We start from the raw sequence: 25,913 nt of genomic DNA, 5'->3' as shown, positions 1-25,913 counted from the left end.
GGATGAATGTTCTCTTGTCTGCAGACGCCGACCTGAGCATACCGCACACCACGTAAAATAGCCCGCACTTTATATCCCGCCTACCCAAGCGAAGCAGTGCCACGACGCGGTAAACTCGATTAAGAGAGTTGGCATGTGTTGGCGGCTTAGATTGGCCTTATTCAAAAAACGCAATGTACACGCTCCGTTGTTCAGCAAATCATCGCCCGCTTAAATACTCTGCGAAGAACTGAGCATCAGCTATGGCAAATTCAGAACCTCGTGTCAGTATCGGTCTACCGGTTTACAACGGCGAGACTTACTTGGGGGAGTCAATCGAGTCGCTGTTGGGACAGACATACGGTGATTTTGAGCTAATCATCTCGGACAACGGTTCTACCGACGGAACTCAGGAAATCTGCTCTCATTATGCCAAGCTGGATAGCCGAATCGCTTACCATCGGGTGAAACAGAATTTAGGGTGTGCCTGGAATTATAACCGAGTGTTCGAACTGTCTCAGGCTGAGTATTTCAAATGGGCGGCGGATGATGATATTCATTTGCCGACGTTTCTGGAAAAGGCGGTAGACGTTCTCGACCACCATCCCGAGGTGCTGTGGTGTTTCTGCCGACACAGCCACATCGGTCCGGAAGGTCAGTTGCTGAACGTCGCCGAGGGTCTCGACGCAAGTTTGCTGAGCGGGGACGGTTGGGACCGATCCTCTCCGGAACCTCACCAACGGTTTCAGTCGGTTTTGTTAGCGCACACCGGTCTAGATATTTACGCATTGCACCGCCGGGAAGTCGTAGCCAAAACAGGCGTGTATCAGCCGCACTATGGTTCCGAAAAAGTGTTTCTAGGTGAACTCGCGCTGTTGGGGAAATACTATGAAATCCCCGAAACGTTATTCCTATTGCGTGTGCATCCTAAGGCTTCTGGGTCGCTGAAGACTGAGCAAGAACTGCAGGACTACATCGATCCCCGGGTAAAACCGCGTTTCACGTTCATGCGTTGGCGATTGTTGCGGGCTCATTGGCAAGCCGTGCATCGTTTTGATATCGGTACGAGCGAGCGGTTGCGTTGTTACAAGGTCTTGCTTCGATACCTGCTCCAAGTATCGAAGTGGAAGAAAGTGCTGAAAGCCACTTTCCGCAAGCAAGGCACCGGTGGCGGTTATCATACGTATTTATCTGAAATCGAAAAAGAATCCCGGCAGAAAACCAGCGCAAACTGCGGGACGACGGCTGCTAAAAACTCTTGTGCTGCATCTTTGAAAACGGCTGACAAGAAAGCGGAAAAACTTCAATGCGAGTCTTAGTAACGGGTTCCCAGGGATATATCGGCAGTATTCTCACGACTCGGCTGATAGAGGCCGGTTGCGATGTGGAAGGTCTCGATGTTGGGTGGTTTAACGATTGCATGTTTCAACAACCACCGAATGGTTATGTGCTGCGTAGACAGGATATGCGCGATGTGGCAGTGGACGAATTGATCGGTTTTGATGCGATCGTGCATCTGGCTGCACTGTCGAATGATCCCTTGGGCAACCTCGATCCTGATCTCACTATGCGACTCAATCACGAAGGAACACTGCGACTTGCAAAACTCGCCAAACAGGCGGAAGTACGCCGGTTTATCGTTTCTTCGTCGTGCAGCATCTACGGCAAGGCGGGAGACGCTCTGATTGACGAGAACGCCCAACTCAATCCAGTGACAGCGTATGGAAAGAGCAAGGCCCTAATCGACCGCGACGTCAGCCATTTAGCTGACGCGTGGTTTACGCCGGTCTTCTTGCGACACGCGACCGCCTATGGTGTGTCGCCGCGTCTGCGGTTGGATCTGGTGCTCAACGATCTGGTGGCATCAGCGTTCTTGTCGGGGAAAATCCTGATGCTCAGCGACGGCACTCCTTGGCGTCCGTTGGTACATGTCGAAGATATTTCGCGGGCGTTTATTGCCGCCTTGAAGGCCCCCCAAGAAGCAGTCCACAACGAAGCTTTCAACATTGGGTCGACAAGCGAAAACTACCAGATTTCGGAATTGGCAGATTTCATTCGCCAGGCGATTCCAGACGCTACAATTGAGTATGCTCCGAACGCCGGTCCCGATCTGCGTTGCTATCGAGTAGATTTCAGCAAAGCAGAACGTTGCTTGCCCGGGTTCAATCCGCAATGGACCGTTGCCCGGGGTGTAGAGCAATTGCTCTCAGCGTACCGAACACGACCGTTGACAGCCAATGATGCGAGCGGGCCCAGTTTCCGCCGACTGGCAAGACTTCAGCAACTTGGAGCCCAAGGATTGATTGACGAAGAGTTGCGCTGGACGGAACCGGCCACCGAGGAAGCCTTTCAATATTCACCTTCTGGCGAGATGACAAAATGAAAGTCGTACTTTTTTGTGGCGGCTTCGGCACGCGACTGCGTGACTACTCTGAGTCGATCCCCAAACCCATGGTCAGGCTGGGGTATAGGCCCATATTGTGGCATGTGATGCGGTACTACGCCCATTTTGGCCATAAGGATTTCATACTCTGTTTGGGTTGGAAAGCGGATGCCATCAAGGAGTATTTTCTGAACTACGATGAGTGTCTATCGAATGACTTTGTGCTGTCGGATGGTGGTCGCGACATCAAATTGCTCGACAACGACATTCAGGACTGGAATATTACCTTCGTTGATACTGGTACTAAAGCGAATGTCGGGCAACGGCTTCTGCGGGTCAAGAAGCATCTTGAAGGCGAGGAGATGTTCTTCGCCAACTACTCCGATGGGCTCACCGATTTTCACCTGCCCGACCTTGTCGACTTTGCCGCCGAACGCGATTCCATCGGTACATTTCTGGCTGTGCAGCCAAACCAGACGTTCCACACGGTGCTTATCGGCGAGCAAGGGCAAGTTCGCGGCATCGAACCCATCAGCACATCCGATACGTGGATCGACGGCGGCTACTTTCTGTTCCGTAACGAGATTTTCGACTACTTGGAAGACGGCGACGATTTGGTGCATGAGTGCTTCTCGAAATTGATCACTGATTCGCGTCTGAACGCCTTCAAATACGACGGCTTCTGGGGCTGTATGGATACCCATAAGGACAAGCAACGGTTCGACGAAATGTACTCTCGAGGAGAAACACCTTGGGAGGTATGGGACCGAGGACAGGACGATCCACAGAAGTTTCTCCACTGGAAGAATCCCTACGGGAAGCATGATTCGCTGTCGAATTCGCATCCTCGATAGCGATAGCGTGTTGGGAATCCCTACACTTCAGATTAGAAGATAGCTATGGTGGATAAACTTGAAATTGACTGGGAGTCAGGGCAGGCACTCATTTCCTCGCCAAAAGGCGTGATCCAGTGCCCGATTGCCTCTCCAGAGACGTTTCGAGCACTATCAGACGCTTGGCTGAAATGCGGCTGGCAGAATAAACATGTCTACACGTTTACCTGGATGGGACGTCCGGTAATCCAATTGCCCGAGGATATGGTCCGCACCCAGGAAGTGCTGTACCGTCTTCAACCCGACGTCATCGTCGAGACGGGCATTGCCCATGGCGGGTCGCTCATCTACTACGCCAGTCTGTGCAAAATGTTTGGCAAGGGGCGTGTCATCGGCATCGACATCGAGATTCGCCCGCATAATCGCACCGCTCTGGAAAGTCACGAATTGTTCGACCGCATCGAGTTGATCGAAGATGATTCGAATGCACCGGAAACTGTTGAACAAGTGAAGTCGATGATTCGTCCGAATGAAACTGTGTTTGTGATGCTAGATGGCAACCATACTCGGGATCACGTCGCACAGGAATTGAAGAATTATTCGCCGCTGGTGACGGTTGGCTCGTACATAGTAGCGGCGGACGGACTAATGCAAGAGTTGGCCGGTTTAGCACGATTTGAGGACGATCGTCCGAACGAAGATTGGCGCACCAATAATCCGCAAGAGGCCGCTCGTTGTTTTGCCGAACAGAATCCCGATTTTGTCCTCGAAACCCCCGGATTTGAGTTTAATGAGTCTCCTCTGACTGAACCGATTACCTACGCCCCAGGGGGCTGGCTCAAGCGAATTCGATAAGCACTTTTTGGGAACGTGTTCTGAGGTTCGTATAGCTAGAAGAAAATCGATGGTAGACTCCAACCAACCACGCATTCACTGTGCTGGCCCTTCTATTACCGAGCGAGAAATCGCCTACGTCACCGATGCAGTGACGAATTGCTGGTACTCCGATGCCGGGAAATATCACCAGCGACTGGAAGCGGCGGTTGCGGAGTATCTGGGGGTGCAACATGTGGTGCCTACGCCGACTGGAACTTCGGCCATTCATCTGGCGATGATGGTGTTGGGCATTGGACCGGGGGACGAAGTAATTGTGCCTGAGCTGACCTGGATTGGCAGCGCGGCACCCGTGAGTTATGTCGGTGCTAGATCTGTGTTTGCCGATGTCGACCCCGACCATTGGTGCCTTTCAGCCGAGTCCTTGGAAGCGAAAATCACCTCCCGCACCCGAGCCGTGGTTGTCGTCGATCTGTACGGCGATATGCCAGATTACAAGCGGATTCGCGAGATTGCGGACCGTTGTGGAATTGCCGTCGTTGAGGACGCCGCCCAAGCCTTCGGGTCAAGTTGGCAAGGCCGCAAGGCGGGTACCTTCGGCGACATCGGCATTTTTAGCCTGCATGGTTCCAAAACAGTCACCTCAGGCGAGGGAGGCTTATTCGTCACCGACCGCCTCGATCTTTACGAGCGAGCTTTGACCCTGCGGGACCACGGGCGTCGCTTGGATGGGACGCGGTTTTATGAGGATTTTGATCGCTACTACTACCATTTCGAACTCGGCAATAAGTTCAAGATGAGTAGCATGCAAGCGGCTTTGGCGTTAGCTCAGGTCGAGCGGGCCGAGGAACTAGTGACCTGCAAACGCCAAATACACGAGTGGTATTGTCAAGAGTTAGCGGAGATTCCGTTGTATCAGATACACACCGAACGGGAGGGTCTAATTAATTCGTATTGGCTGCCTGCCGTCTCCATCGAGCGTGGTAGGCAACTCGATAAGCTGCGTGTCATGCGGGAACTGGAAGACTGCAATATCGACATTCGTCCGCTCTACTATCCACTGAGTTCCCTTCCACCATATTGTGACACCCCCAGCGGACACGAGGCTCAGCAGGCGAATCGAGTGGCTTACGACGAGAGTCCCTATGGTTTTAATCTGCCGAGCAATTTGAGAATGACTCGCGAGGACGTAGTGCGAGTTTCCGCTGTTTTAAGCCGACTCAGCGAAGAAATTGTTTCTACTCCAACACCGACTAGGTAAATGGTTTTCAGATTTTGAGATTGTGCTATGACGACACTTTATTTTGATTCGAAACATCCGGAGCCTCGGCGACGTGCCAATATATTCAAGGGGGACATTTATGTATTCTCGCCGCGTCCTTCAACCCGCAAGCTCATAGATTTTGCCCACCAGTTGGCCGTCGAAGCGTTTGCTCCCCACGACCCATGCGAAGCCCAGCATCACATGCCTCCCGAAAAGTTCGCGGAAATTTTGGGCAAGCTGAAACCCCAGTTCATGCACGACCCCAACGTTAAGGATTTCATGCGGGACATGCTTGAAGACTTTGGTGCCGATTCCCAAAAGACGTACTTCGACGTGCCTCGAATGCGCACCATGACCCATGGTGACTACCTGCGCACCGGCATCGCCTTGGCGGTGCCGCCTCACCGCGACACTTGGTTCGCGGGGCACCAATCGCAACTTAACTGGTGGTTCCCCATGAAAGGAGTTCAACCGGACAATACGATGATACTCCACCCCGGATATTTCAATCGCGGGGTAGAGAACATATCAAACCGATACAATCACAACGATTGGTTGGCCAACGCTCGCGGCGAAGCAGTTCAGCATGTAAAGAAAGACACCCGCAATCTCCCTGAGATCACCCAGGAAATCGACCACAGTTCCGACATCGTCATTCAGTGCGAAGAGGGCGGTTTGATTTTGTTTTCGGCCTCCCACCTTCACTCGACCAGCCCCAATACCTCGGGCCATTCACGTTTCAGTGTCGATTTCCGCACAGTGAACTTAGACGACGTGGTTTCTGGCAACGGGGCACCAAACGTGGATAATCGGGCCGTGGGGACCACGCTAGGTGAGTACATGCAAGTCGCTGATCTTTCGCCGATTCCCGAGGAAGTAGTTGTCGCCCAATGAGTTCTTCGTCCGACGCACGACTGACGAACAGTATGCCCGCGGAGCGTTGCCGCTTCTGCGCCCAGCCGCTGGAACATACGGTCGTCGACCTGGGGCTTTCGCCCTTGTGTCAAAACCGAATCACACCTGAACAGGCGAGTGATCCCGAGGTGTTCTACCCGCTGCAAATGCGGATTTGCCAAGCCTGTTGGCTAGTACAAGTGCATGCACATGTGATGGGTGAGGACATTTTCAAGAGCGACTATGCATATTTTTCTTCGTACTCCGACTCGTGGCTGAAGCATTGCAGGGAGTATGTGGAGCTGATGACCGACCGACTGCAACTTGGCCCACAAAGCAAGGTCGTTGAAGTGGCCAGCAACGATGGCTACTTGTTGCAGTATTTTGTGCAGAAAGGCATTCCTGCCCTCGGCGTGGAACCGGCCGCCAATGTAGCCGAGGCAGCTCGCGCGAAGGGCGTGGAATCCGTAACCGAATTCTTCGGATCCGCGACTGCACGAAAGTTGCTCGAGCAGGGAATCCGTCCCGACTTGCTACTGGGAAACAATGTGCTAGCCCACGTGCCTGACCTGAACGACTTCGTAGCGGGGCTCAAGATTTTTCTCAAAGACGACGGAGTAATTACCTTTGAATTTCCACACCTAATGTGCCTTATCGAAGGGAATCAATTCGATACAATTTACCAGGAGCATTATTGCTACTTTTCGTTGTTGGCCATCCAGAATATCTTTCAGCACCACGGACTGACGATCTTCGATGTCGATCAACTCACGACCCACGGCGGGTCGCTAAGAATCTACGCGCGGCACAACGAAGACACGAGTAAACCGGTCCTGAAGTCGGTCCCAGAGTTGCTCGAGATGGAAATTGCAAAGGGCTACAACACGTTGGCCACCTACTCAGCCTTCGCCGAGCGAGTGGTCGAAACCAAGTGGAAACTGCTAGATTTCTTGATGCACGCGAAACGGGCCGGCAAGACAGTCGTCGGTTACGGCGCGCCGGGCAAAGGCAACACACTGTTGAATTACTGCGGAATTCGCTCCGACTCGATACTCTACACAGTCGACCGCAATCCGGTAAAACAGAACACGTTTCTGCCGGGGTCAAGAATCCCGGTACACACACCGGAGTGCATCGCCGAGACGAGACCCGACTATGTGCTGATTCTGCCGTGGAACTTGCGTAAAGAGATAATGGAGCAGCTTTCTTACGTTCGCCAGTGGGGCGGCAAGTTCGTCGTTCCTATCCCTGAAACTCGCATCTACGAATAGAATTGAACCTTGGCAGCGCTGAATGATTAAGTCACTCGAAGCTAGTGTCGTTGATCGCCTGACAATAGATATCTCGCAACAAATCGTAATTGCGTTCGGCAGTGTAAAACTGCTCAAAGTGGCGGCGAACATTGGCGCGCATCGCGTGAGCATGCTCCGGTGACTCGCTCATCCAATGCAAAGATTCCAGGAGTTTGTCCGGTTTTCCGACCGGAAATAGCAACCCCGTTTCGCCGGGAGTGATGACTTCAGACATGGCTCCCAGGTCGGATCCGATGATCGGGGTTCCAACCGAAAAAGCTTCCACGATCGTTTTCGGCAGACCCTCGTACCAGGTTGACGGGACGAGCAGGGCGATGGCATCGGCGACAACCTGCTGGACAATCTTCGCAGGTTGGTGGCGCATCCATTGGACACGTTCATGCTGCGAAGCAAATCGAGCCACTTTGTCGGCCAATGGACCGTCACCTAGAATTATGAGTTTTCCATTGAATTGCGTCCACGCTTCGAGCAGGGTGTCGATGCCTTTCTCGGGAGAGAGACGACCGACAAACACAAAATGCCCCCCCTCCCCATTTCCACAGGGAGGAACGGGATCGACGAAATTGGGTTTCACGGCGATTTGCTGGGCATCGAAGCCGGCGTCGATGAATTTCTGCCGTCCGAATTCGGTCGCCACCACGTAGCGCGATACCATGTTCCGCCAAGTGCCCAGTGCGCCATGTGTGGCTAGCATGGTGGTAGTACAGGCCGTTGCCAACCGATTGCCACGATAGCAGCCGTGCAGCACAGCAGGCCATTTAATGCGCTTTGTAACGCAATCTTCGCAAATATTGCCGTCGCGCATCAGCAGAGAACCAGGGCAGATCAGTCGGTAGTTTTGCAGCGTTTGGACGACCGGCACGCGTTCTTTGCGAGCCGCATAGTAGGCAGCCGGGGAAATCAGCGGAAATGTGTTGGTGAAGTGCACCAAGGCGGGGCGTTCTTTACGCATCAACCTGCGGAGCTCGGAGTAGGTTTTACGATTCCAAATCGTACGCACCGCAGCCGACCAGCGGCTCATCGAATCGATCGCGTCATTTGTCACCGTATAGCGAGTCACCTGATGTCCGTGGCGCTCAAGCAATCGGGCTTCGTCCTCAAAAACCCGGTCTTCCCCGCCTGACAACTTGTAGTAGTTGTGGCAGAGCAGCACCTTGGATGGTACCCGCGAGTTGGCTGGCGAAGTGTTCATGCGAAGAACGATTCCCACGGCAGGGTGGCCTGTGCCACTCAGACCGGTGATGGAGTGGAAAGCTGCGTCGCACGCGCTTGCACGACCAAATACAGCAAGAACGGCAGGAAGATCGCCTGAGGGAATTCGATGTAGTTCTCGATGACGCAACACAGCAAAAAGAACAGCAGTCCAGTGCAGCTCACCAATCCGACGCGGGCTATCTTGGGGTTGGAGGAAAGCATCCAGCGCAGATTTCTGCGCAGATGAACACCCATGACTCCCAGGCAGATGAGCGTCAATGGGAGTCCCAATTCCATTACCGCCGAAAGAGCAGAGAAGTAGGGCTTGGGTATGGCGCTGCCCTCACCGACTTCGTCGAACCGGCGCATGGCGGGAATCATTGAGTCGACAAAATAATCGGACTGGCCGGAGAGCGGCCCCGGCAACTCGCGATTAAGGTACGTATTTGAGGAGATCAATGCTGCCCGACTGGAATACTGCCCCAAACCCACGCCCAGCAGTGCATTCTTGGGATCGGACAAATACTCGGCACTGTCGGCAAGCACCATGCGTTTCGCGGAACGAGGATCTTGAACTACTTTTTTGTACCATTCCTGCGTGAGTTCCAATGTGTCGGGGTAGAGCTGTACTACGATGAACGTCAGACAGCCGACCATTGCAATGCCACCCAAGGCCGTACCGAGTCGGCGAAACTGGATCATGCAGCAAAGCGCCAGACTGGCAGCAAAAAACACGGTTTGATGTCCCGACTGTGCTATGGCACAAGTCAACAAACCGGCCACGATGGCAACCCGCGGGAGCAGTCGCCGGGCGTCGAGCATCATGAACAGAATCATTCCGAACAAAGTGAATGTGAAGTAAACCTGGGTGATCGAAATAGTATTTAGGTGGAAGTCAAGTAGCCCAAACGTGCCAGTTACTGCGTCGCCGTTGCGGCTGAGTACAAACTGTACCACGCCCACCAGCGACTGCACGATTACAAACCAAGCCGTCACATCGATGAACTTAGTGAACAGCGAAGAGTCGATTTCGCGGTCATGGCGCGAAGCGAGGAACAGGAACATAGGCAGGTAAGTGAGCAGCGCGAAGAGTAATCCCGGCACGTTGATTGCCTGGCCACGGAACGCGTCGAATATCATCGAGGCTCCTGACAAAACCGCGAATAATGCCATCAACAGCACAGCGCGCCAAGCTGATCGTTCCCCGACGATCAGCTCGAGGAAAAGAAATACTGGCGGGACGACGTAAGCCAGGTTTTTGACCGGAATGGAAGACAGGGCCAAGCACAGCAGAAACACGAGGTAAAACCTTTGCCCTGGCACAACGTCGGCAGTTGCTTCCAGATTCCAGTCTGGAGCCAGTGGACGTCCGTTTGCTGCAGTGTGATCGAAGCTGGCCATGCTGATTACGACTTCCACTGGTTAGGTACGACGGCCAACAGTTCGACTTCCATTTGCGTCAACAGGTGTCTTACTCGAGCGGCGAGTTCCAACCGAGCCAAGCCAGGAGTCAGCACCAGAATCACACCGTCCAATTGTTGCGAAATTGCCCGGAAATGGCTTGTGTCGCTAACGACCGGTAGGTCCACGAAAACCCGATCCGCAATCTCACTAAGGCCAAGGAATGCATCTGCCAGCGATTGCTTGCCATAGTCGACATCGGCCCACACCGGTTTTCCCAAGGTTACCACCGAAAGGTTTGCAGTCGTTGTGTTTTGAACGCAGTCGGCGATCTCCAGGTCTCCGGACAGTGCATTGAGCAATCCTGGGCTGTTGTTAACGGTAAACTGCCTGTCGTACCAGGAGTGCTCGCGGTTGGCGTCCACCAGGATCGCAGATTGCTCAGGAAACCGACAAAGGGCAGCCGCCAACTGAATCGCAATGGTACTGGTACCAGTCTGGCGTGCCACGCTGGTAATCCCCACCCTCCGAATCGGAGCACCTTGGCGCGTGGTCAAGCCCAGGAAGCGCGTGGCAAGACGCTCGAAACCTTGAGCAAGTACCGACCAGCGTTGGATTTCGCGGGTCAGGTCAAACGACGTTTGTGGGGCAGTGGGCTGCGACATGAAGAGCTTGTGTGACTCGCAATTCTATTTCGCGGAGACCCCAGCGTTTCGCAACTGGACGGAGGGAATTGACTCCATCACGGGAGCACCGAACACAGTTTCCATATCCGCAGGTGATCGAATAACGTCAGCCTGTAGATTCTCACAAAGCAGAGCTAAACCAATCGCCCCGGAGACGGCAATCAGGAATCCAAGCACCATAATCAGCGACTTGCGCGGACTGACCGGTTTTTCCACGAAAGTGGGGGGTTGGACCACGTTGACGTTCGAAATGCTTTGAGCCTCCAAAGCCAAATTGATCCGAGCAAGTTCCGTGTTATGCATGTAAGTCATGTATTCGTTTCGCAACAGCGATACCTCGCGTTCGAGTTCAGCAACTTCAATTTCCTGTTGGTTAAGTTTCTCAAGGTCAGAGAGCAATTCTTCGCGTTGTTCTTTGACAGAGGTGTAGCGGGCTTCAAGTCCCGAGATTAATGCCAATTCGGCGAATAAGGCCAGTTTCTGTTGCTGGTTGGCGGGATTTAGGCTGCTGGTTGGCTGAACTCGACGTTTTTCTTCTTCGTTGAGCAACCTCTTCGCTTCGGCAGCTTGATGGCGAATAGCCATCACCAAAGGATGTTGATCGGTGTGTTTTGCAGAAAGCTCTTGCTCCCTAATTTGCAGGTCATATAGCGTGTTTCGCATAGTGTCGGCGGCTTGGCTGGATTCGGTTGTTTCCTCAGTGACCAGTCGCTCAGGTATTTCCGCTAAGGACTGACGCAAGGCTTGTATCTTGGCCTTTGAGCCCGCGATCGCAGAAGCCGTCGATAGTAAGTCAGTTTCGACCTGTTCCAGTTGTTTACTGAGCGTTAGCTGACGTGCCCCGATGGTGACAATTCCGAATTTGTTTTTCAGGTCACGCAATTTCTGTTCGGCGGAAGCCAGAGCAGCGGCACGTTCATGTGATTGTTCAATAAAGAACCCTTGCGACCCCTGCGTCCGATGTGCCCGACTGTGTTGCTCACTATAGGCTGCGAGGAATACCTCACCAAGACGTTGGGAGAATTCAGGCGTCTCAGAGCGAAAGGCTACTTGAATGACATTGGATTCGGGTTCGGAACGTACTTTGACGTCGTTGGCGAGTTGAAGAGCCGCCCTTTCGTTTTCGCCGATGGGGTCCGCCAAATTGACGGCTAACATCAGATCGTAAATCGCACCTATCAGTGAGAATCCGCCCGTGTTGCCCGTCTTGTCAGTGTCGGAGTATTGTTCGGGATTCAAAATGTTCTGGGCACCTAGCTCCGAAACGACTTCGTCGAGAACCGTTCTGCTTTGCAGAAGATCCTTAACCGTATTGATTTCATTTTCTCGGGATTCCATCATCGTAATGGTGGGACTCGTCGCCGCGGTTGGGTCAATTGAAACATTCTCGCGCCCGATGAGCACGTGCAGCATGGCCTGCGATTCGTAAGTCCGCGGGCATAGAATTATGCCGAGTGTGACGAGTATCATTGTGCCCAGAAAGAACACGGCCATCTTGCGGCGATGTCGATAGAATACAGACAGATGCTCGCGGAGGGTTCCTGATGATGCTGGCATATTGGCGGTTCCCCAGTGTTAGAAGCACAGGAGAGTACGAACGGGTGAGTGAGGCAACGTGAGACAAATAGAGGGTAGGATGACGGACGATGTCGGGCGCTATTGCCTCGTCATCCTTCATCTTAACTGGACCGAGCTTTTTTTCAACGAATGAAACCTTCGATAATTTGACACCCTGGAATCGCTGGATTACTCTAGGGATTGTACCGAATATGCGGAATGCGAAGCCGTAATGTGACTTGGCTGGGTATTTTGCCGGAGTGCTATTCGCTGCGCATGCTACTCTCCGCGGAATCTGATTGACTACTGCCTTGCCAGGGGGCCGACCAAGGGAGCGTTGTTTTGCAAGCAAGAGGTTCGCAGTTGGCTACCCCGGCAGCACAGTCATCAAAAAGGGCGTTAGTTGTTGACCAACGATCAGGACGCGTTTGTCGATCTATATTCTCAGCAGAGAGTTAGCAGTCTGAGGAACTTGGATTAATATCTGGTGGAACGCGGGCATCGGTCACCCCCGATGATTTCGTTGGTCTCAGTTTAGTGGCGACCATCTTTAACCTAAAACCGATTGACAAGCGGACCAGGGGAACGGTTTTGGACGAGAATCATCAACCCTCGCCACCGGCTACTACGCTCGTGTATGCCGTCGATCAACGCAACGCTTATGCAATGTTGATATCGCTGTATTCTGCGCTGGAAAAATCGAAGGGGCTTGCAAGCGTTTGCGTCCTCTACTCCGGCCATGACCAGGATCGTGTTAGGCGTCTCTTGGAGCGAACTTGCGGAGCAATTTCTGTCCGTTTGATCAATGCGATTGAAGAACTACGGCGACTTAAGGGCAAGACATTGCCGATCGGCACCATAGGCGATGTGGCCTATTTAAAGTTCTTGGTTCCCGAGTTTGTCGAGACTCCGCGGGCCGTGTTTCTCGATGCCGACACGATCGTTCTTTCCGACTTACGGGATCTGTACCAACAAAACTTGCAGGGAAGACCAATTGGCGCTGTCCAAGACTGGCTGGTACCTACCGTTTTGTGCCAGAACTCTCCGATCCGGGAGTACCTCAACCAAGGGGACGATCAACCTTACCTTAATTCAGGAGTGATGGTCATGGACATCGAGCGGATACGGTGTATGGACCTATTGACTGCAGCCGGAAAGTACCAAGGCATCAAGGTGCGCTATTCCGATCAGGACCTGTACAATTTGCTCTTGGTTGGAAATTGGACTGTGGTCGATCCCGTTTGGAATTTCCCGATAGACGCTACGCTGGTCGAAGTTTCGCGACGTGAACTGCACGGCCAGTTATGGTCGGAGAGAAAGATCAGCCACTACATGGGTACGAAGAAGCCGTGGATTTTTCCGTTCAACATTCTCGCAGCGAACCGAGACTTTGTAACGTGTAGGCAACGGTCCAGTTTGCCTTATTGGATACCAACGCCGTTCAGTTCGTCGAGCTTGCGGTATTACGCGGGGTATGTTCGACGCAAGTTCGGCACCGAGTTTTGAAATGAATATGGCAGTTTCGACGGGCAATTGCCGACGAGTTGGACGCTAACGCATTCCTTTTCGCAGCACCAAGGAAGGAAGTGTTAGCATTAGCAGTTTGATATCTCCCCACAGCGAAACTTGCCGGCTGTATTGCAGGTCCATCCGGATCCACTCGTCGAAGGAGACATCTCCCCGGGCGAAAACTTGCCAAGTGCACGTCATGCCAGGCAGTACAGATAGCCTCCGTCGTTGCCAATCGGTACAGCTCTGAGACTCGGATGTTGGCAGTGGTCGCGGTCCAACGAGTGACATGTCGCCTTTGAGCACATTCCACAGTTGCGGCAGCTCGTCGATGCTGGTCCAACGCAGTAAACGCCCCACCGGAGTGGTGCGTGGATCGGATTTCATCTTGAAGGCAGGTCCATCTTGATGGCTGAGGTGACGGAGGTACTCCTTCATTTCATCGGCACCGTTGACCATAGTGCGAAGCTTATACATCTTGAATCGCTTGCCTGCCCAACCCTCGCGTTCCTGCCCATAGAATATACTGCCGCGGGAAGTGCATCTGATAGCAATCGCAGCGACAGTAATAAGTGGTGCCGAGGCTATTAGTCCTACAAGTCCCCCTAATATATCTAAGGAGCGTTTCCAGCGGGGAATTGGAGTGGCAAACAATGGTGGGCAAACTGTCGACTTATCTCGCTCACCGTTCGGTGCCACTTCTTCACCGTCAATCAGTTTCTCTCGACGATGCCCTTTATCCGGATAGATGATGACTTCACATTCAGGTCTTGTGGGTCCTAGGGGATAAACTTCACTGATATCGGCAGCAACTTTCCAAGCTCCATCTGAGGATGTATCAGGAAGTAGTACGACCACCCGCCCATCCTCGAGAATTCCAGGTGTGTCTGTCACTCTCAGCCTACCCTCCAGAATCCGCTCCAGGAGAGCCATGTCTTGGGGCAAATTGTGGTTCTCGGCGAGCTTAATAAAAAGAATCGAAAGAACTGAGCCATTACGGTCGACCCGCATTCGCTCACACTCTGCGGCAAAGCGAAGGTCCCGTTCGCTAAGTAGCAACGAAGCGGACTTAGCCTCTGGGTTGCGAAAAATGTGAGCGTGGAGTTTGCGTACGTTCAGTAGTCCTGATTTCATGGTTGCCTGACTTTTCAATGATGTAGTTCAATCTAGGTACGTCCTTCAATTCAATCAGCAAGCGCAGCTCAATCGCCTCCAAGCGGATTCAGAAAACCATACGTGAGGTGGAAAATAATAAATCGTCCACTCAACTCGACCTGCTAGAAACTCCCCTGCTGTCGAGCACGCGCCTCTGCTGAGGCGACAATTACGCAATATCAACGGTCCTGATGATCTGGTTCTTCGTAGCGATTATAATTGCAACTTGCGGAGGAATCGAATAGGATCCCCCCTTTTTTTAGATCGCACCGGAAACAGTCTCAAATGTTTATTATGAAATCGAGCCATTTTCGATTGCTTTTTTGGGAAATTGCCCTACTCAACCCCATTAAGGCCCGACAGTGGTCCGGAAGACAAAAAGCTACTGCAATTCCAAGAATACTTAAAGCCTTGATAGAACAAGGCTTATGGAAAACCAGCTCCCTAAAACCATACATTTCACGAGTGACTTAAAGATGAGCATCCCACAGTTTCCACTGCCCATTCGGGGAATTTGCACTGGGGCCTGCATAATCGACTTCGCTGAGGATCGCGTACTAGCGACAAATGACCTGATTAGGCAGTGGATTGGCTCTCCGATCGATCCGATTTCGAATGACCAGCTTTTCTCGTTAATACCAGACCTCAAGAGCGCAATGCAGGAATTGAATGGAACCAGCCCAAGAAAGTCTACGAGCTCCAATTCGTATCAAATCAATCTGCATAGGAATGGACAACCCGTCACCCAAGCAACGGTCTATCTTAGTTCCCTTGAGAGTAACCAGAATCTCTGGCATCTGTTGTTGATCCAGCCGAACACGCAAACCAATCATTTAGCCAGTTACTCCGATGTGGTAACAGGCTTACCTGACCGCAGGGTTATGGAAGATTGGCGTCAGCAGTGGGGTTACAGAAATCCCGGTGAACCATGTCCTCACGCGTTATTGTTTCTCGATTTGAACGATTTCAAACAAATCAATGACAAGCATGGTCATGCAAATGGGGATCGGATTCTGGCAATCTTGGCGGAGCGCTGGCAAGAGTCACTTCGTGACGACGATCTGGTTGTACGATATGGTGGAGATGAATTTGTCGTCCTGCTTGCCGGAGTGCAATCTATCGAAGAGGCAATTCCTGTGGTGGACCGCCTGAGAGCCACTGCAGAGGAACCTCTCCTTGTTGAAGGGCGCGAATTCTCAGTGTCCGTTTCGATTGGCATTGCGCTAGCGAATGACCTCACCGTGCCTATGGATGATATGCTGGAAACCGCGGACCGCAATATGTACGCCCAGAAACAACAGGCAAAACCAAACAAATCGCGGTCGTGAAATTCGATCACCAACGACTCTGCCATCATGCGATTGCCTTGGCAAGTGAAATCCTCTATTTTTGCGACCTAGCAAGCAGAGTATCCGGCTCACAAGGGAGTAAAGTCTTTGAAAGTTCTAGTCACTGGCGGTGCAGGATTTATAGGTTCGCACATCACCTCGGCTCTTGTTGAGCGAGGTGACAAGGTGCGTGTGCTCGATAATCTTTGCGCAGGAAAACGCGAGAATCTGACGCATCTTGGTGACGCCGTCGAACTTATCGAAGGAGATGTTGCCGACCCGCGTGCAACTGCGGCAGCGGTCGAGGGAATGGATTTAATATTCCATCAGGCGGCATTGGCATCCGTGCCGCGAAGTGTCACAGCACCGCTGGATACCAATGCGGCCTGCGTGACGGGCACGGTCACCCTTCTCGACGCAGCCCGCAAGAGCGGTGTCCGAAGGTTAGTGTATGCCGGTTCGAGCAGCGCCTATGGTAACACACCACAGCCTGCCAAGACTGAGCAGGATTTGCCCGCACCGTTGTCTCCATATGCGGCGGCCAAACTGGCAGCCGAGTATTATTGCCAGGCCTTTACCGAAACATTCGGGTTGGAAACGGTTACGATTCGTTACTTCAATGTATTCGGCCCCCGCCAGGATCCTACGAGCGAATACTCGGCGGTAATTCCAATTTTCGTTTCGTTGATGCTTCAGGGAAAGCGGCCCACAATTTACGGTGACGGGTTGCAATCTAGAGATTTCACCTATGTAGCGGATATTGTTCGTGGCAATCTGCTGGCTGCCGAGTCACAAGCGGCCGTTGGGAAATCAATTAACGTCGCTACGGGAAAACAGTTTACGCTGCTGGATCTAGTAGCTGCAATCAATCGGGTTCTGGGAACTGCGATCGAACCAATCTTTGCTGATCCTCGACCCGGAGATGTCAGGGAGAGCCTGGCAGACACCACGCTAGCTCAGAAACTGTTGAAATTTGAGTCTCAAATTTCCTTTGACGAGGGACTTGAGTTGTCGATTGATTACTATCGGAGTCTTAATCGAAGCATTAGTTGAGCGCCTTGAATTCCGCTGAACATCGGCGTATCGTAATGGTTGTTATAGGTCCGTTCTTGCAGCCATTTTAAGGGTTTCCCCATGGGCTCGTCACGCCGCGATTTTCTCGTCCGTTCCTCTGCATTTGCCGCGGGATTCTGCGCTTTGCGCCACACGATACAAGAACCGGTCTGGGCTCTGGAGGCGAACCGCTTCGCGCCGTATGGTCCTTTAGTAGAGGATCCCATTGGTGTTCTGGATCTGCCTTCTGGCTTTCATTACCAAGTGATTTCCACCAGTGGCCAGCCTATGAGCGATGGATTCATCACCCCCGGGAAACCTGATGGCATGGCGACTTTCGCTGGCCCCGATGGATTGACAATTCTAGTCCGCAATCACGAACTAATGCCATATGAGGGGCCCGGCGCATTTGGCAAATTCAATGAATTATTTGATAAGGTCGATCGAGAGAAGCTCTACGACCGTGGAGGGGACAAGCTGCCACATCGAGGGGGCACCACAACTATTGTATACGATACTCGTGAACAGAAAGTGGTCCGTGAATTCCTCAGTTTGGCAGGGACGGATCGCAACTGCGCAGGAGGTCCGACTCCTTGGAATAGCTGGATCACTTGCGAAGAAACGGTAATTCGCCCGGGCGAGAAGACGGATGGAGAAAGCCTCATTGAGCAGGATCACGGTTATTGTTTTGAAGTGCCGGCCACGGCCGAAGCTTCGCTCGCGACCGCTGTCCCATTGGTCGGGATGGGTCGATTCAATCATGAAGCTGTGGCGGTCGATCCGGAGACGGGGATCGTCTATCTTACGGAAGATCGCGAGGACGGACTGTTTTATCGCTTCATTCCCAATGAACCAGGGAAGCTAGTCGCTGGAGGAAAGTTGCAGGCTCTCCGTTTTCGCGATGTGTCGTCAATGGACACTCGCAATTGGGAGCTACCGTCGGTTGAAGTTGGGAAGCAACACCCCGTCGAGTGGATGGATATAGCGGATGTTACTGCCCCCGAAGACGATTTACGATTGCGTGGTTTTTCGGAAGGTGCGGCTCGCTTTGCCCGTGGGGAAGGAATCTGGTTCAGCGAAGGACAGTTTTTTATCGCCTGCACCAGCGGCGGAAAGAAAAGAACGGGCCAGATCTGGCGACTCATTCCTGGTGCCGAGGAGGACTCGCTCGAATTGTTTATCGAGCCCAACGATTCTGCGTTATTAGAGTCAGCAGACAATCTCACGGTTGCGCCTTGGGGAGACCTCATGGTCTGCGAAGATCATCCAGGGATGGAGATTCGCATCATCGGCGTCACACCCAAGGGAAAGCTCTACACTTTTGCCAGTAACCATCTTCAAACCGAATTTGCCGGGATCACTTTCTCGCCAGATGGCAGTACGCTTTTTGTGAATCTTCAACACAGTGGCATGACCGTAGCCATCACGGGTCCGTGGAACGAGAAGACTTTGGCGGGATGAACCTTGTCTCGGGATAGTTTTCATGTCTATTGTGAAATACCTATTCTAGCGAGTCATCAAATCTTAATCATTGGAGTAAAATATTCCAAATCATCTCACCCCCAACTCCTCCTTCGCCAGCGCACTAATCGATTTGAACTCTGCTGTCCCTGCGACGCGACACCATTCAAAAAGTGCCGCCTCAGTCGTCGTGATGATGGCTCCCGAAGTTTCCATGCGTCGTAAAGCGATCTCGTGATCAGTCGCATATCTCGATCCGACGGCATCGGAAGCAACTAGGACTTGCATCCCTGTTGAGAGCAAGTCGAGTACGGTTTGCTGCACGCAGACGTGGGTTTCAATGCCACACACAAGCACACGGTGGATGCCAGCAGCGCGCCAGGGTTCGAAGATCGTGCTGCAATCTGCACAACTAAATGCGAGTTTGCTCACTGCGGGATCATCGATTCGTTCTGCAAGAATCGACGAAGTGGGGCCCAGCTTTTCAGGGTATTGCTCTGTCGCAGCTGCGCGGACTCCGAGGATTCTTGCGCCGTCCAACAAGCGACGGATATTCCACACAATCCGCTTCTCATCAGGCTGCACGGCAAGAAGGCGATCCTGGACGTCGACCACCAGCAGGCCTGTGTCGGTTGGGTTCATCAATTCGGGACTGCGTGCCATGGCGGAGGGAGTATTGGGTTGAGTGTGGAGTACTGAGGGTGAATAGGAAGACTTTATGATAGATGCTGACTACAATAGTCACCAGACGCCCTCCCCTGCTACTTCAACGAATGCAATCGATGAGCGAGAAGTCTGAGCCTACCAAAGAACTTTGCGATTGGTCGAAGGATCAGATCCGCGAGCACTTCGAACTCCTAGTACATATCGTTGCAGACCCCAAATATGTCTGCACGAAATGCTGTCGCGCGTCGAATCAGAAAAAATGGCTCTGCAAGCCTAAAAAGCTACCACCTCGTTAGCTCCTTGCTTGACTGCATGTGCCCCCTAGTCACGGACACTCTTCTGAGCGAAAATGGGCCGTCTCACCACTAGCCCTCAATGCAGCCCGCCGCGACTGACATATTATGAAGACCCGCTCCACTACTATTCTCACAGTTCGACACAACGGTCAGGTTGCCATCGGCGGCGACGGCCAGGTGACCATGGGACAGACAGTGGTGAAGTCCGACGCCATCAAGATTCGCCGCCTTATGGACGATAAGGTGTTGGTCGGTTTTGCCGGTGCGGCGGCTGATGCCTTTGCGTTGATGGAGCGACTTGAGGCAAAATTGAAAGACCACCCGGCAAATCTGCCCCGCGCGTGTACCGAGTTGGCCAAAGATTGGCGGATGGATCGCGCCCTGCGTCGGCTCGAAGCCTTAGTAGCTGTGGTGAACGCCGAGCACTCGCTGCTCGTCTCAGGCACGGGGGACGTCATTCAACCGAGCGACGGCATCATCGGCATCGGATCGGGCGGCAATTATGCCTTGGCTGCGGCGCGGGCTTTAGTAAAGCAAACTTCGCTCTCCGCTGCAGAGATCGTCAGGCAGAGCCTCGAAATTGCCGGCGAGATCTGCGTATATTCCAACCAGAACATCGTTATTGAAGAGATCAAGTGAAGAATCTCACTCCCCGCGAAATTGTAGAACACCTCGATCGTCATATCGTTGGCCAGGCCGATGCCAAACGGGCCGTCGCTGTCGCAATCCGGAATCGCTGGCGCCGCCAGCAACTCGACGATGACATGCGTAAAGAGGTTGCGCCAAAAAACATCCTGATGATCGGCCCCACTGGCGTAGGCAAAACGGAAATCGCACGGCGACTGGCTAACCTCACAGGTGCACCTTTCATCAAAGTAGAAGCCAGCAAGTACACCGAGGTGGGCTACTATGGCCGTGACGTGGAGAGCATGGTCCGCGAGCTGGTTGAAAATGCCATCGGGCTGGTGCGCGAGCGCGAACTAGCCAACGTGCAGGAAGAAGCCGAGCGGCGCGTGACTGACCGATTGCTGGAGTTGCTGGTTCCTGCTCCCTCGTCCTTTGATGTGGGTGTCGAAAGCCAGGACTCACCTGAGCGTTATGAACGAAGCCGCGAGAAGATGCGTGCCATGTTAGTCGGTGGCGAGCTTGAGAATCGTAACGTTGAGATCACAATCGAGCAAAAGGCTCAAGCGATGATGATCCCCGGCATGGGAGGACCCGGCGGGGACACGATGGATTTCGACATGCAAGGAATGCTGGAGAAGATTTTGCCCAAGAATGTCGTGCGACGCGAAATGACAGTCGCCGAGGCCCGCAAGGTACTCTTCGATCAGGAATGTGAAGCCCTCATTAATCAGGACAAAGTCAACGCTCAGGCAGTGGAATTAGCTGAAAACACTGGTATTATCTTCGTCGACGAGATAGACAAAGTGGTGGCGAGCGAAGGGGGCCGCGGTGCCGACGTATCGCGCCAAGGCGTTCAACGGGATCTGCTTCCCATCGTCGAGGGGACCACTGTACATACTCGTTACGGCTATGTGCGGACCGACCATGTGCTGTTTGTCGCTGCCGGTGCTTTCCACACCGCGAAGCCAAGTGAACTGATGCCAGAGTTGCAGGGGCGTTTCCCGATTCGCGTGGAACTGGAAGCCCTCTCGAAAGATGACTTTGTGCGCATCCTGTCGGAACCACGCAACGCTCTCACTAAACAATATGTCGCGTTGATGCAGACCGAAGGTGTCGAGATAGTATTTCTCGACGACGCGATCGAGGCACTGGCGAGCTATGCCTATCAGGTGAATCAAACGACGCAGAACATCGGGGCCCGCCGGCTGCACACGATCATGGAACGTCTCCTTGAAGAACTAAGCTTCGAGGCCCCCGAGATGAAAATGGGCCGCGTGGAGATTAATGCTGGCTACGTCCGCGAGCGGCTGGATAAGATCGTGCAAGACGAGGATCAGAGTAAGTACATTTTGTAATCACAAATCACCTTGTGCCTTTAGCTACCAACTTTTCTCCAAGTTCGTCAACAATTGAATTGAGCGACGCTGAATTCGCTGAGACAGCAAATTCTCGTTCGCTCGCGCCTAACACTTCAATGTGAACTGTGACTCTCTCCGCAGGCAAACAAGTCTCAAACCGTTCGGCCCACTCGACAAACGTGATGCCTCTACCAGAAAAATACTCCTCCGGACCAAGTTCGATGAATTCATCCTCGTCGCAAAGTCGGTAGGTATCAAAGTGGTAGATGGGTAAGCGTCCGCCGACGTATTCGTTGACCAGCACGAAGGTGGGGCTGGTAACCGCTTCGCGGGGAATACCCATACCGGCTGCTACTGCTTGGACTAAGCGAGTCTTGCCGGCACCCAGTGTACCGTTCAGCGCGATAACGCAGCCTGGTGGCAACACCTCTGCAAGATGCTTGCCCAGTCTATCGGTATCCGATTCATCCTGTGCGAGAAAGCGAAACTCTGTCACCTGTCTGCCTCGTGTTGGTAACCGGTGGGAGTAAGAGGCGAAAGGCTCCCATCAATCTCTTCTTTCCACAATCCGGAACTATCAATGAATTCCCCGATGCAAGTGATTGAAACATCAATAGGCTGAGCAGCGATAAGATTTTTCGCCTCCTCTGGCGGGACAGCCAGCAGGAGTTCAAAATCTTCCCCATCTCCCAGGGCATGTTCAAGAGGGGTTTTTCCAGTGGTATTGCTCAAATCATAGGCAGCACCTGAAATCGGGATACTTTCCATCTCTAGTACGATGCCACAGTCACTGGCTGTTGCCAGACGTGAAGCGTCCAAAGCAAGACCGTCAGAGATATCTATCCCAGCGTGCAATTTGTACTGCTCATGAAGCTGTAATGCTTCCCTTATGCGAGGTTCCACTTGAAGATGACGGCCGAGGATGCTGCCTCCCAAGTGGCCAGTTACGAGCACCTTATCACCGGCCCTAGCACCAGAACGACGAAGCGGACCTCGCGAGGTTGTCTCACCGATCGCGGTAATACTAATAGCCAAGCTGCCATCCCAGGTGTTCGTATCGCCACCCGCAATGGTAACACCATGCAACTCCGCTAGCGGCAACATCCCTTGATAAAGTTCAATCGCCAATTCTAATGGAGAGAGATTCTCCGTTCCGGCGCGCGGCAATGCCAACGACACAAACGCTGCGATCGGCTCTGCTGCCATTGCCGCCAAGTCGCTCAAATTAACACCTAGCGCCTTGTGCCCAATCAATTGGGGTTCGACTTCCTCCAGAAGAAAATCAACGCCATCCGTGAGCATATCGGTGGTGACCACGGCCCTGCCATCTAGTTCCAAAACTGCGGCGTCATCTCCTAGACCAACCTCGAATTGGTGAGCTTGAGGCAAGTTGCCCTTGAGCCAAGCGATCAATTCCGATTCGAGCGACATAGACAGATAACCTGCTTACAAAGCACGCAAACTACCCAAACCAACATGATTGAGCCAATTTCCAACTGGAATATGGCTCCAAACTGCTTGCAAACGCCACACTCCAAGACTACCGTAACGCATAGCGTGGCGAGCGAAACGCCTAATTAGTTTTTGCAACCTCCTATTCTTGGCGAAAAACTCTCATTTGCAAAGCCAATGAATAGCAAGTGAAAGGGATTTCAACGCGCGTGTTGGTCGTTTCCCGAAAAATTGGCGAACGGATTCTGATCGGCGACGAGATTGCTGTCACCGTCATCAAGGTCGGGAGCGGCGGTGTGCGCATCGGCATCGAAGCCCCCAAGGAACTGCCGGTGGTGCGCGAAGAACTCGCCATTCAGCTCCGCGAAGCTGAACAACTGGCAATTGAGAGTGCTCAGCAATTGGCTCGTGAGAGCAAGAGCTGAATCCAATTTTCAATTCCCTGTGACCAATTTCCCGACGTAGATCTGTGTGATCTGGTCATTAGGATTTGGTAATCGGTCATTTTACTACCGATGTTTCTTCGGTAGCCGGTGATTCCTTCTTTACAGTCCTCGGCTCGACTTTTTTCTTGACCGTGCGTGGGGTCACCGAGAGTTGGTTCCGCACATCGACAACCGCCGGACTGCGAACTGAGTCGAGAGGGCCGACATCAGCTACGCAGGCCCGAAGCCTTTCGAGCTTTGCGCTGAAATCATCTTCCCCTGGTGGCGCTTGAGCTGGCGCAGCTCCCCACACGACTCTTGTTCCGCCGCGGGTCATTAGATCGTAGACGTAGTAGCGATGTTCGTCGAGTATCTCTGGTCGGGTAGAAGGGAGTATATCTACCAGTGCAAGTTGCTCCCAGACATCTGATAAACGAACTGCTAAGTCTGCAGCACCCGTCACGCGCGGATCGTCCCAGCGCTGTCCGACCGGAGGTCGTTCCACTACGTTCTGGATACGGGGCAAATATCGTTTATACACCTCAGGAACATCCTCGTTCGGAAGATGTACCGCCTGGTGATCGACGGGAACGAGCAACATCCCCTGGGGACTCGACATTTCCACTACGGCAATCGGCTTGCGGTAGGTAACTTCGACATGAGCCCCGTCAGGATAGAGTTTCGAAATCTTCTCGACGGAAGCGATCCAGGGATGCAAGAGAAAGGCATCTTCGACTACGCTCATGAACGAATCGTCGAGGGTGGATAGCCGCCCATCGAGTCCCGTGTTGCGGACCACTTCGGCACGGACATCTGCAGAAATCCATTCGGGTGGAGAAGTCACCGTGATACGCTGGGCGCTAAGCAGGTAAGGTGGACGATGGATGATCGAAGGGGCCACATGCTGCCAAACTTCGTTCATCCCCCAGCCCAGAAGTCCTACGACCACCAGCGCAAGAACGACCCGCATGCGTGGCTTCAAGAGCGAAAAAGCCCGGCCCAAATGTGAACGAGCATCCGAATCCGGGGACGATTTGGCGGATTTTTTCTTTTTCTTAATTGTGGCCACTCGAACACCTCCTTGCGCTCGGTCGCTGATAGCAGAAATCACCAGATTTCAAGCTCGGTCTCCAGTTCCACGCCGAGCCGTTCCGCGACTCGGCTGCGGATCGTGTCGATTAGCCGTAACACGTCCTGGCTGGTCGCACCCTCGCCCGCAACGATGAAGTTTGCGTGGCGCTGGCTCACTTCGACGCCACCGATGCGAGTTCCTTTGAGCCCTGCCTGGTCGATGAGCATGCCGGCACTCATCCCCCGTGGGTTCTTAAATATTGAGGCCACATTCTGATGTGACAAAGGCTGACCGGCCTTTTTGACGATCCACTGCTTTTGCATGCGCTTGGTGAGTTGCTCAGGATCGTCCTCCTCAAGAAGAAAATCTGCACTCAGGATCACCAGTTCGTCCAAGCTGCTTTGGCGATATGCGAATACCAAGTCCTCGCGATCTCGCTGAAAAAGTTCTCCAGCGCGGGTCATCACGGTCGCCCGACAGGCCCACTGGCCGATGTCACCCGCGCGGCTGCCGGAATTCCCATGCAAGGCCCCCCCAATCGATCCGGGGATTCCAACGAGTGGCTCTAAGCCAGCCAGTCCAGATCGAACTGATTCACTGATCGCGTGGGCCAACTTTGCTCCACCACCGGCGGTGAGTTGGTTTCCGCGAATACTCAGCTCTGCAAAATCCCCACTAGCCAAGCTGAGAACCATGCCAGCAACGCCGTCGTCCCGGACCAAGAGGTTGGAACCACCCCCTAGGATGCGGATCGGGACATCTTCTTCTCTGCAGCGCCGGACAAGAGCGGCCAATTGGTCGACCGACTTCGGTTCAGCAAAAAAGGCAGCAGGACCACCTATCTTGAGCCAAGTACGGTGAGCCAGAGGCTCGCTCGTTCGGACAATTTTTTCGAAACCACTAACCAGTGTCATTGCAGATTAAACCTTAAAAGAGCCGACATCATGGTGACTTATTCGCCGTCGGTCGTCAATTCGTACCTGGCAGAACACTTTCCAAAAGTCTCAATAGCGTATGACTTCCCTATATCTTCGGCATTCCCTTAGTTTCGCATAAAATCCGCCGGTTTTGAAACCGATCAGGCAAAAACAAGAGCCAAAAAGAGCAGAAATTCCTCTCGAACCAGCCAAAACTTCTCAAGACTGGAAGATTCACAGGGACGATCTAGTATTC

The 25,913-nt window shown here is 53.0% G+C and carries 24 protein-coding genes; 14 read left to right on the top strand and 10 right to left on the bottom strand.

The annotated features are described in order from the left end of the window. The first annotated feature begins 242 nt into the window (after positions 1-242). From Pla144_RS22690 to Pla144_RS22660, 7 genes are read left to right on the top strand one after another with little or no spacing between them, the layout of a single operon-like run. Positions 243-1,298 carry a glycosyltransferase family 2 protein gene (locus tag Pla144_RS22690; protein ID WP_146452995.1) on the top strand — a complete coding sequence of 352 codons (1,056 nt, stop codon included), beginning with the start codon at positions 243-245 and terminating at the stop codon, positions 1,296-1,298. After that, positions 1,286-2,362 carry an NAD-dependent epimerase/dehydratase family protein gene (locus Pla144_RS22685; RefSeq protein WP_146452994.1) on the top strand — a complete coding sequence of 359 codons (1,077 nt, stop codon included), beginning with the start codon at positions 1,286-1,288 and terminating at the stop codon, positions 2,360-2,362. Before Pla144_RS22690 ends, Pla144_RS22685 begins: the two co-directional genes overlap by 13 nt. After that, the gene (locus Pla144_RS22680; protein ID WP_146452993.1) at positions 2,359-3,216 is read left to right on the top strand and encodes a sugar phosphate nucleotidyltransferase; all 858 of its coding nucleotides are present in this window, start codon (positions 2,359-2,361) and stop codon (positions 3,214-3,216) included. Before Pla144_RS22685 ends, Pla144_RS22680 begins: the two co-directional genes overlap by 4 nt. 45 nt (positions 3,217-3,261) lie before the next feature. Continuing rightward, positions 3,262-4,050, top strand: coding sequence for a cephalosporin hydroxylase family protein (locus Pla144_RS22675; protein WP_146452992.1), 789 nt, complete (start codon positions 3,262-3,264; stop codon positions 4,048-4,050). Between the two features lie 49 nt (positions 4,051-4,099). Beyond that, positions 4,100-5,290, top strand: coding sequence for a DegT/DnrJ/EryC1/StrS family aminotransferase (locus Pla144_RS22670; protein ID WP_146452991.1), 1,191 nt, complete (start codon positions 4,100-4,102; stop codon positions 5,288-5,290). Positions 5,291-5,317: 27 nt separating this feature from the next. After that, positions 5,318-6,187 carry a phytanoyl-CoA dioxygenase family protein gene (locus Pla144_RS22665; RefSeq protein ID WP_146452990.1) on the top strand — a complete coding sequence of 290 codons (870 nt, stop codon included), beginning with the start codon at positions 5,318-5,320 and terminating at the stop codon, positions 6,185-6,187. Then, a complete protein-coding gene (locus tag Pla144_RS22660; protein WP_197530949.1) occupies positions 6,184-7,458 on the top strand; it encodes a class I SAM-dependent methyltransferase in 1,275 nt (424 codons plus the stop codon). Before Pla144_RS22665 ends, Pla144_RS22660 begins: the two co-directional genes overlap by 4 nt. Before the next feature lie 31 nt (positions 7,459-7,489). Here the strand turns inward: Pla144_RS22660 and Pla144_RS22655 are convergent, their stop codons facing one another. From Pla144_RS22655 to Pla144_RS22640, 4 genes are read right to left on the bottom strand one after another with little or no spacing between them, the layout of a single operon-like run. Further along, positions 7,490-8,692 (bottom strand): glycosyltransferase, encoded by a 1,203-nt coding sequence (locus Pla144_RS22655; protein WP_146452989.1) that lies wholly within the window; start codon positions 8,690-8,692, stop codon positions 7,490-7,492. Positions 8,693-8,730: 38 nt separating this feature from the next. After that, positions 8,731-10,095: a hypothetical protein gene (locus Pla144_RS22650; protein WP_146452988.1), complete on the bottom strand. Its 1,365-nt coding sequence runs from the start codon at positions 10,093-10,095 to the stop codon at positions 8,731-8,733. A gap of 5 nt (positions 10,096-10,100) precedes the next feature. Further along, positions 10,101-10,760, bottom strand: a complete 660-nt coding sequence (locus Pla144_RS22645; RefSeq protein WP_146452987.1) for a tyrosine-protein kinase family protein — start codon at positions 10,758-10,760, stop codon at positions 10,101-10,103. A 24-nt stretch (positions 10,761-10,784) separates the two neighbouring features. Then, positions 10,785-12,338 (bottom strand): GumC family protein, encoded by a 1,554-nt coding sequence (locus Pla144_RS22640; protein ID WP_146452986.1) that lies wholly within the window; start codon positions 12,336-12,338, stop codon positions 10,785-10,787. Between the two features lie 591 nt (positions 12,339-12,929). Between Pla144_RS22640 and Pla144_RS22635 the strand changes: the two genes are divergently transcribed. Beyond that, positions 12,930-13,844: a glycosyltransferase family 8 protein gene (locus Pla144_RS22635; protein ID WP_146452985.1), complete on the top strand. Its 915-nt coding sequence runs from the start codon at positions 12,930-12,932 to the stop codon at positions 13,842-13,844. A 45-nt stretch (positions 13,845-13,889) separates the two neighbouring features. Here Pla144_RS22635 and Pla144_RS22630 read toward each other — a convergent pair whose 3' ends face one another. Next, positions 13,890-14,981, bottom strand: a complete 1,092-nt coding sequence (locus tag Pla144_RS22630; RefSeq protein ID WP_146452984.1) for a sugar transferase — start codon at positions 14,979-14,981, stop codon at positions 13,890-13,892. 497 nt (positions 14,982-15,478) lie between these two features. Here Pla144_RS22630 and Pla144_RS22625 point away from each other — a divergent pair, with 497 nt between their 5' ends. The 3 genes from Pla144_RS22625 to Pla144_RS22615 all read left to right on the top strand — a co-directional run bounded on the left by Pla144_RS22625 (position 15,479) and on the right by Pla144_RS22615 (position 18,844). Beyond that, positions 15,479-16,330, top strand: coding sequence for a GGDEF domain-containing protein (locus Pla144_RS22625; protein WP_197530948.1), 852 nt, complete (start codon positions 15,479-15,481; stop codon positions 16,328-16,330). A 108-nt stretch (positions 16,331-16,438) separates the two neighbouring features. After that, complete coding sequence (locus tag Pla144_RS22620) at positions 16,439-17,383, top strand: SDR family oxidoreductase (protein WP_146452982.1); 945 nt, start codon at positions 16,439-16,441, stop codon at positions 17,381-17,383. A gap of 81 nt (positions 17,384-17,464) precedes the next feature. Continuing rightward, complete coding sequence (locus tag Pla144_RS22615; protein WP_146452981.1) at positions 17,465-18,844, top strand: alkaline phosphatase PhoX; 1,380 nt, start codon at positions 17,465-17,467, stop codon at positions 18,842-18,844. A 90-nt stretch (positions 18,845-18,934) separates the two neighbouring features. On the opposite strand, the gene Pla144_RS22610 is transcribed toward Pla144_RS22615, so the two are convergent. Further along, on the bottom strand, positions 18,935-19,486 hold the full coding sequence (locus Pla144_RS22610; RefSeq protein WP_231936513.1) for an isochorismatase family protein: 552 nt from the start codon (positions 19,484-19,486) through the stop codon (positions 18,935-18,937). Positions 19,487-19,911: 425 nt separating this feature from the next. Here Pla144_RS22610 and hslV point away from each other — a divergent pair, with 425 nt between their 5' ends. Both hslV and hslU read left to right on the top strand, forming a co-directional pair. Continuing rightward, on the top strand, positions 19,912-20,445 hold the full coding sequence (gene hslV / locus Pla144_RS22605; protein WP_146452979.1) for an ATP-dependent protease subunit HslV: 534 nt from the start codon (positions 19,912-19,914) through the stop codon (positions 20,443-20,445). Beyond that, positions 20,442-21,788, top strand: coding sequence for an ATP-dependent protease ATPase subunit HslU (gene hslU / locus Pla144_RS22600; protein WP_146452978.1), 1,347 nt, complete (start codon positions 20,442-20,444; stop codon positions 21,786-21,788). The genes hslV and hslU overlap by 4 nt, the downstream gene beginning before the upstream one ends. 7 nt (positions 21,789-21,795) lie before the next feature. Here hslU and tsaE read toward each other — a convergent pair whose 3' ends face one another. Beyond that, positions 21,796-22,287, bottom strand: a complete 492-nt coding sequence (tsaE, locus tag Pla144_RS22595) for a tRNA (adenosine(37)-N6)-threonylcarbamoyltransferase complex ATPase subunit type 1 TsaE (protein ID WP_146452977.1) — start codon at positions 22,285-22,287, stop codon at positions 21,796-21,798. Then, positions 22,284-23,222 (bottom strand): thiamine-phosphate kinase, encoded by a 939-nt coding sequence (locus Pla144_RS22590; protein WP_146452976.1) that lies wholly within the window; start codon positions 23,220-23,222, stop codon positions 22,284-22,286. Before Pla144_RS22590 ends, tsaE begins: the two co-directional genes overlap by 4 nt. A 209-nt stretch (positions 23,223-23,431) precedes the next feature. Between Pla144_RS22590 and Pla144_RS22585 the strand changes: the two genes are divergently transcribed. Beyond that, positions 23,432-23,668: a carbon storage regulator gene (locus tag Pla144_RS22585; RefSeq protein WP_391580978.1), complete on the top strand. Its 237-nt coding sequence runs from the start codon at positions 23,432-23,434 to the stop codon at positions 23,666-23,668. Between the two features lie 76 nt (positions 23,669-23,744). On the opposite strand, the gene Pla144_RS22580 is transcribed toward Pla144_RS22585, so the two are convergent. Next, positions 23,745-24,737 (bottom strand): cell division protein FtsQ/DivIB, encoded by a 993-nt coding sequence (locus tag Pla144_RS22580; RefSeq protein WP_146452975.1) that lies wholly within the window; start codon positions 24,735-24,737, stop codon positions 23,745-23,747. Between the two features lie 38 nt (positions 24,738-24,775). Further along, complete coding sequence (gene murB, locus Pla144_RS22575; protein WP_146452974.1) at positions 24,776-25,654, bottom strand: UDP-N-acetylmuramate dehydrogenase; 879 nt, start codon at positions 25,652-25,654, stop codon at positions 24,776-24,778. Positions 25,655-25,913: the final 259 nt, after the last annotated feature.

It is taken from the genome of Bythopirellula polymerisocia (assembly GCF_007860015.1).
Taxonomy (GTDB): Bacteria; Planctomycetota; Planctomycetia; order Pirellulales; family Lacipirellulaceae; genus Bythopirellula; species Bythopirellula polymerisocia.
This window is presented reverse-complemented; position numbering and strand designations above follow the sequence as displayed.

Excerpts from the sequence above, each read along its gene's own strand:
- Pla144_RS22610 (WP_231936513.1), bottom strand. The coding sequence starts at position 19,486 with ATGAACCCAACCGACACAGGCCTGCTGGTGGTCGACGTCCAGGATCGC.
- Pla144_RS22690 (WP_146452995.1), top strand. The coding sequence starts at position 243 with ATGGCAAATTCAGAACCTCGTGTCAGTATCGGTCTACCGGTTTACAAC.
- murB (WP_146452974.1), bottom strand. The coding sequence starts at position 25,654 with ATGACACTGGTTAGTGGTTTCGAAAAAATTGTCCGAACGAGCGAGCCT.
- Pla144_RS22685 (WP_146452994.1), top strand. The coding sequence starts at position 1,286 with ATGCGAGTCTTAGTAACGGGTTCCCAGGGATATATCGGCAGTATTCTC.
- Pla144_RS22640 (WP_146452986.1), bottom strand. The coding sequence starts at position 12,338 with ATGCCAGCATCATCAGGAACCCTCCGCGAGCATCTGTCTGTATTCTAT.
- hslV (WP_146452979.1), top strand. The coding sequence starts at position 19,912 with ATGAAGACCCGCTCCACTACTATTCTCACAGTTCGACACAACGGTCAG.
- Pla144_RS22590 (WP_146452976.1), bottom strand. The coding sequence starts at position 23,222 with ATGTCGCTCGAATCGGAATTGATCGCTTGGCTCAAGGGCAACTTGCCT.
- Pla144_RS22645 (WP_146452987.1), bottom strand. The coding sequence starts at position 10,760 with ATGTCGCAGCCCACTGCCCCACAAACGTCGTTTGACCTGACCCGCGAA.
- Pla144_RS22670 (WP_146452991.1), top strand. The coding sequence starts at position 4,100 with ATGGTAGACTCCAACCAACCACGCATTCACTGTGCTGGCCCTTCTATT.
- Pla144_RS22630 (WP_146452984.1), bottom strand. The coding sequence starts at position 14,981 with ATGAAATCAGGACTACTGAACGTACGCAAACTCCACGCTCACATTTTT.
- Pla144_RS22650 (WP_146452988.1), bottom strand. The coding sequence starts at position 10,095 with ATGGCCAGCTTCGATCACACTGCAGCAAACGGACGTCCACTGGCTCCA.
- Pla144_RS22680 (WP_146452993.1), top strand. The coding sequence starts at position 2,359 with ATGAAAGTCGTACTTTTTTGTGGCGGCTTCGGCACGCGACTGCGTGAC.
- Pla144_RS22615 (WP_146452981.1), top strand. The coding sequence starts at position 17,465 with ATGGGCTCGTCACGCCGCGATTTTCTCGTCCGTTCCTCTGCATTTGCC.
- Pla144_RS22665 (WP_146452990.1), top strand. The coding sequence starts at position 5,318 with ATGACGACACTTTATTTTGATTCGAAACATCCGGAGCCTCGGCGACGT.
- Pla144_RS22625 (WP_197530948.1), top strand. The coding sequence starts at position 15,479 with ATGAGCATCCCACAGTTTCCACTGCCCATTCGGGGAATTTGCACTGGG.
- Pla144_RS22675 (WP_146452992.1), top strand. The coding sequence starts at position 3,262 with ATGGTGGATAAACTTGAAATTGACTGGGAGTCAGGGCAGGCACTCATT.
- Pla144_RS22660 (WP_197530949.1), top strand. The coding sequence starts at position 6,184 with ATGAGTTCTTCGTCCGACGCACGACTGACGAACAGTATGCCCGCGGAG.
- Pla144_RS22655 (WP_146452989.1), bottom strand. The coding sequence starts at position 8,692 with ATGAACACTTCGCCAGCCAACTCGCGGGTACCATCCAAGGTGCTGCTC.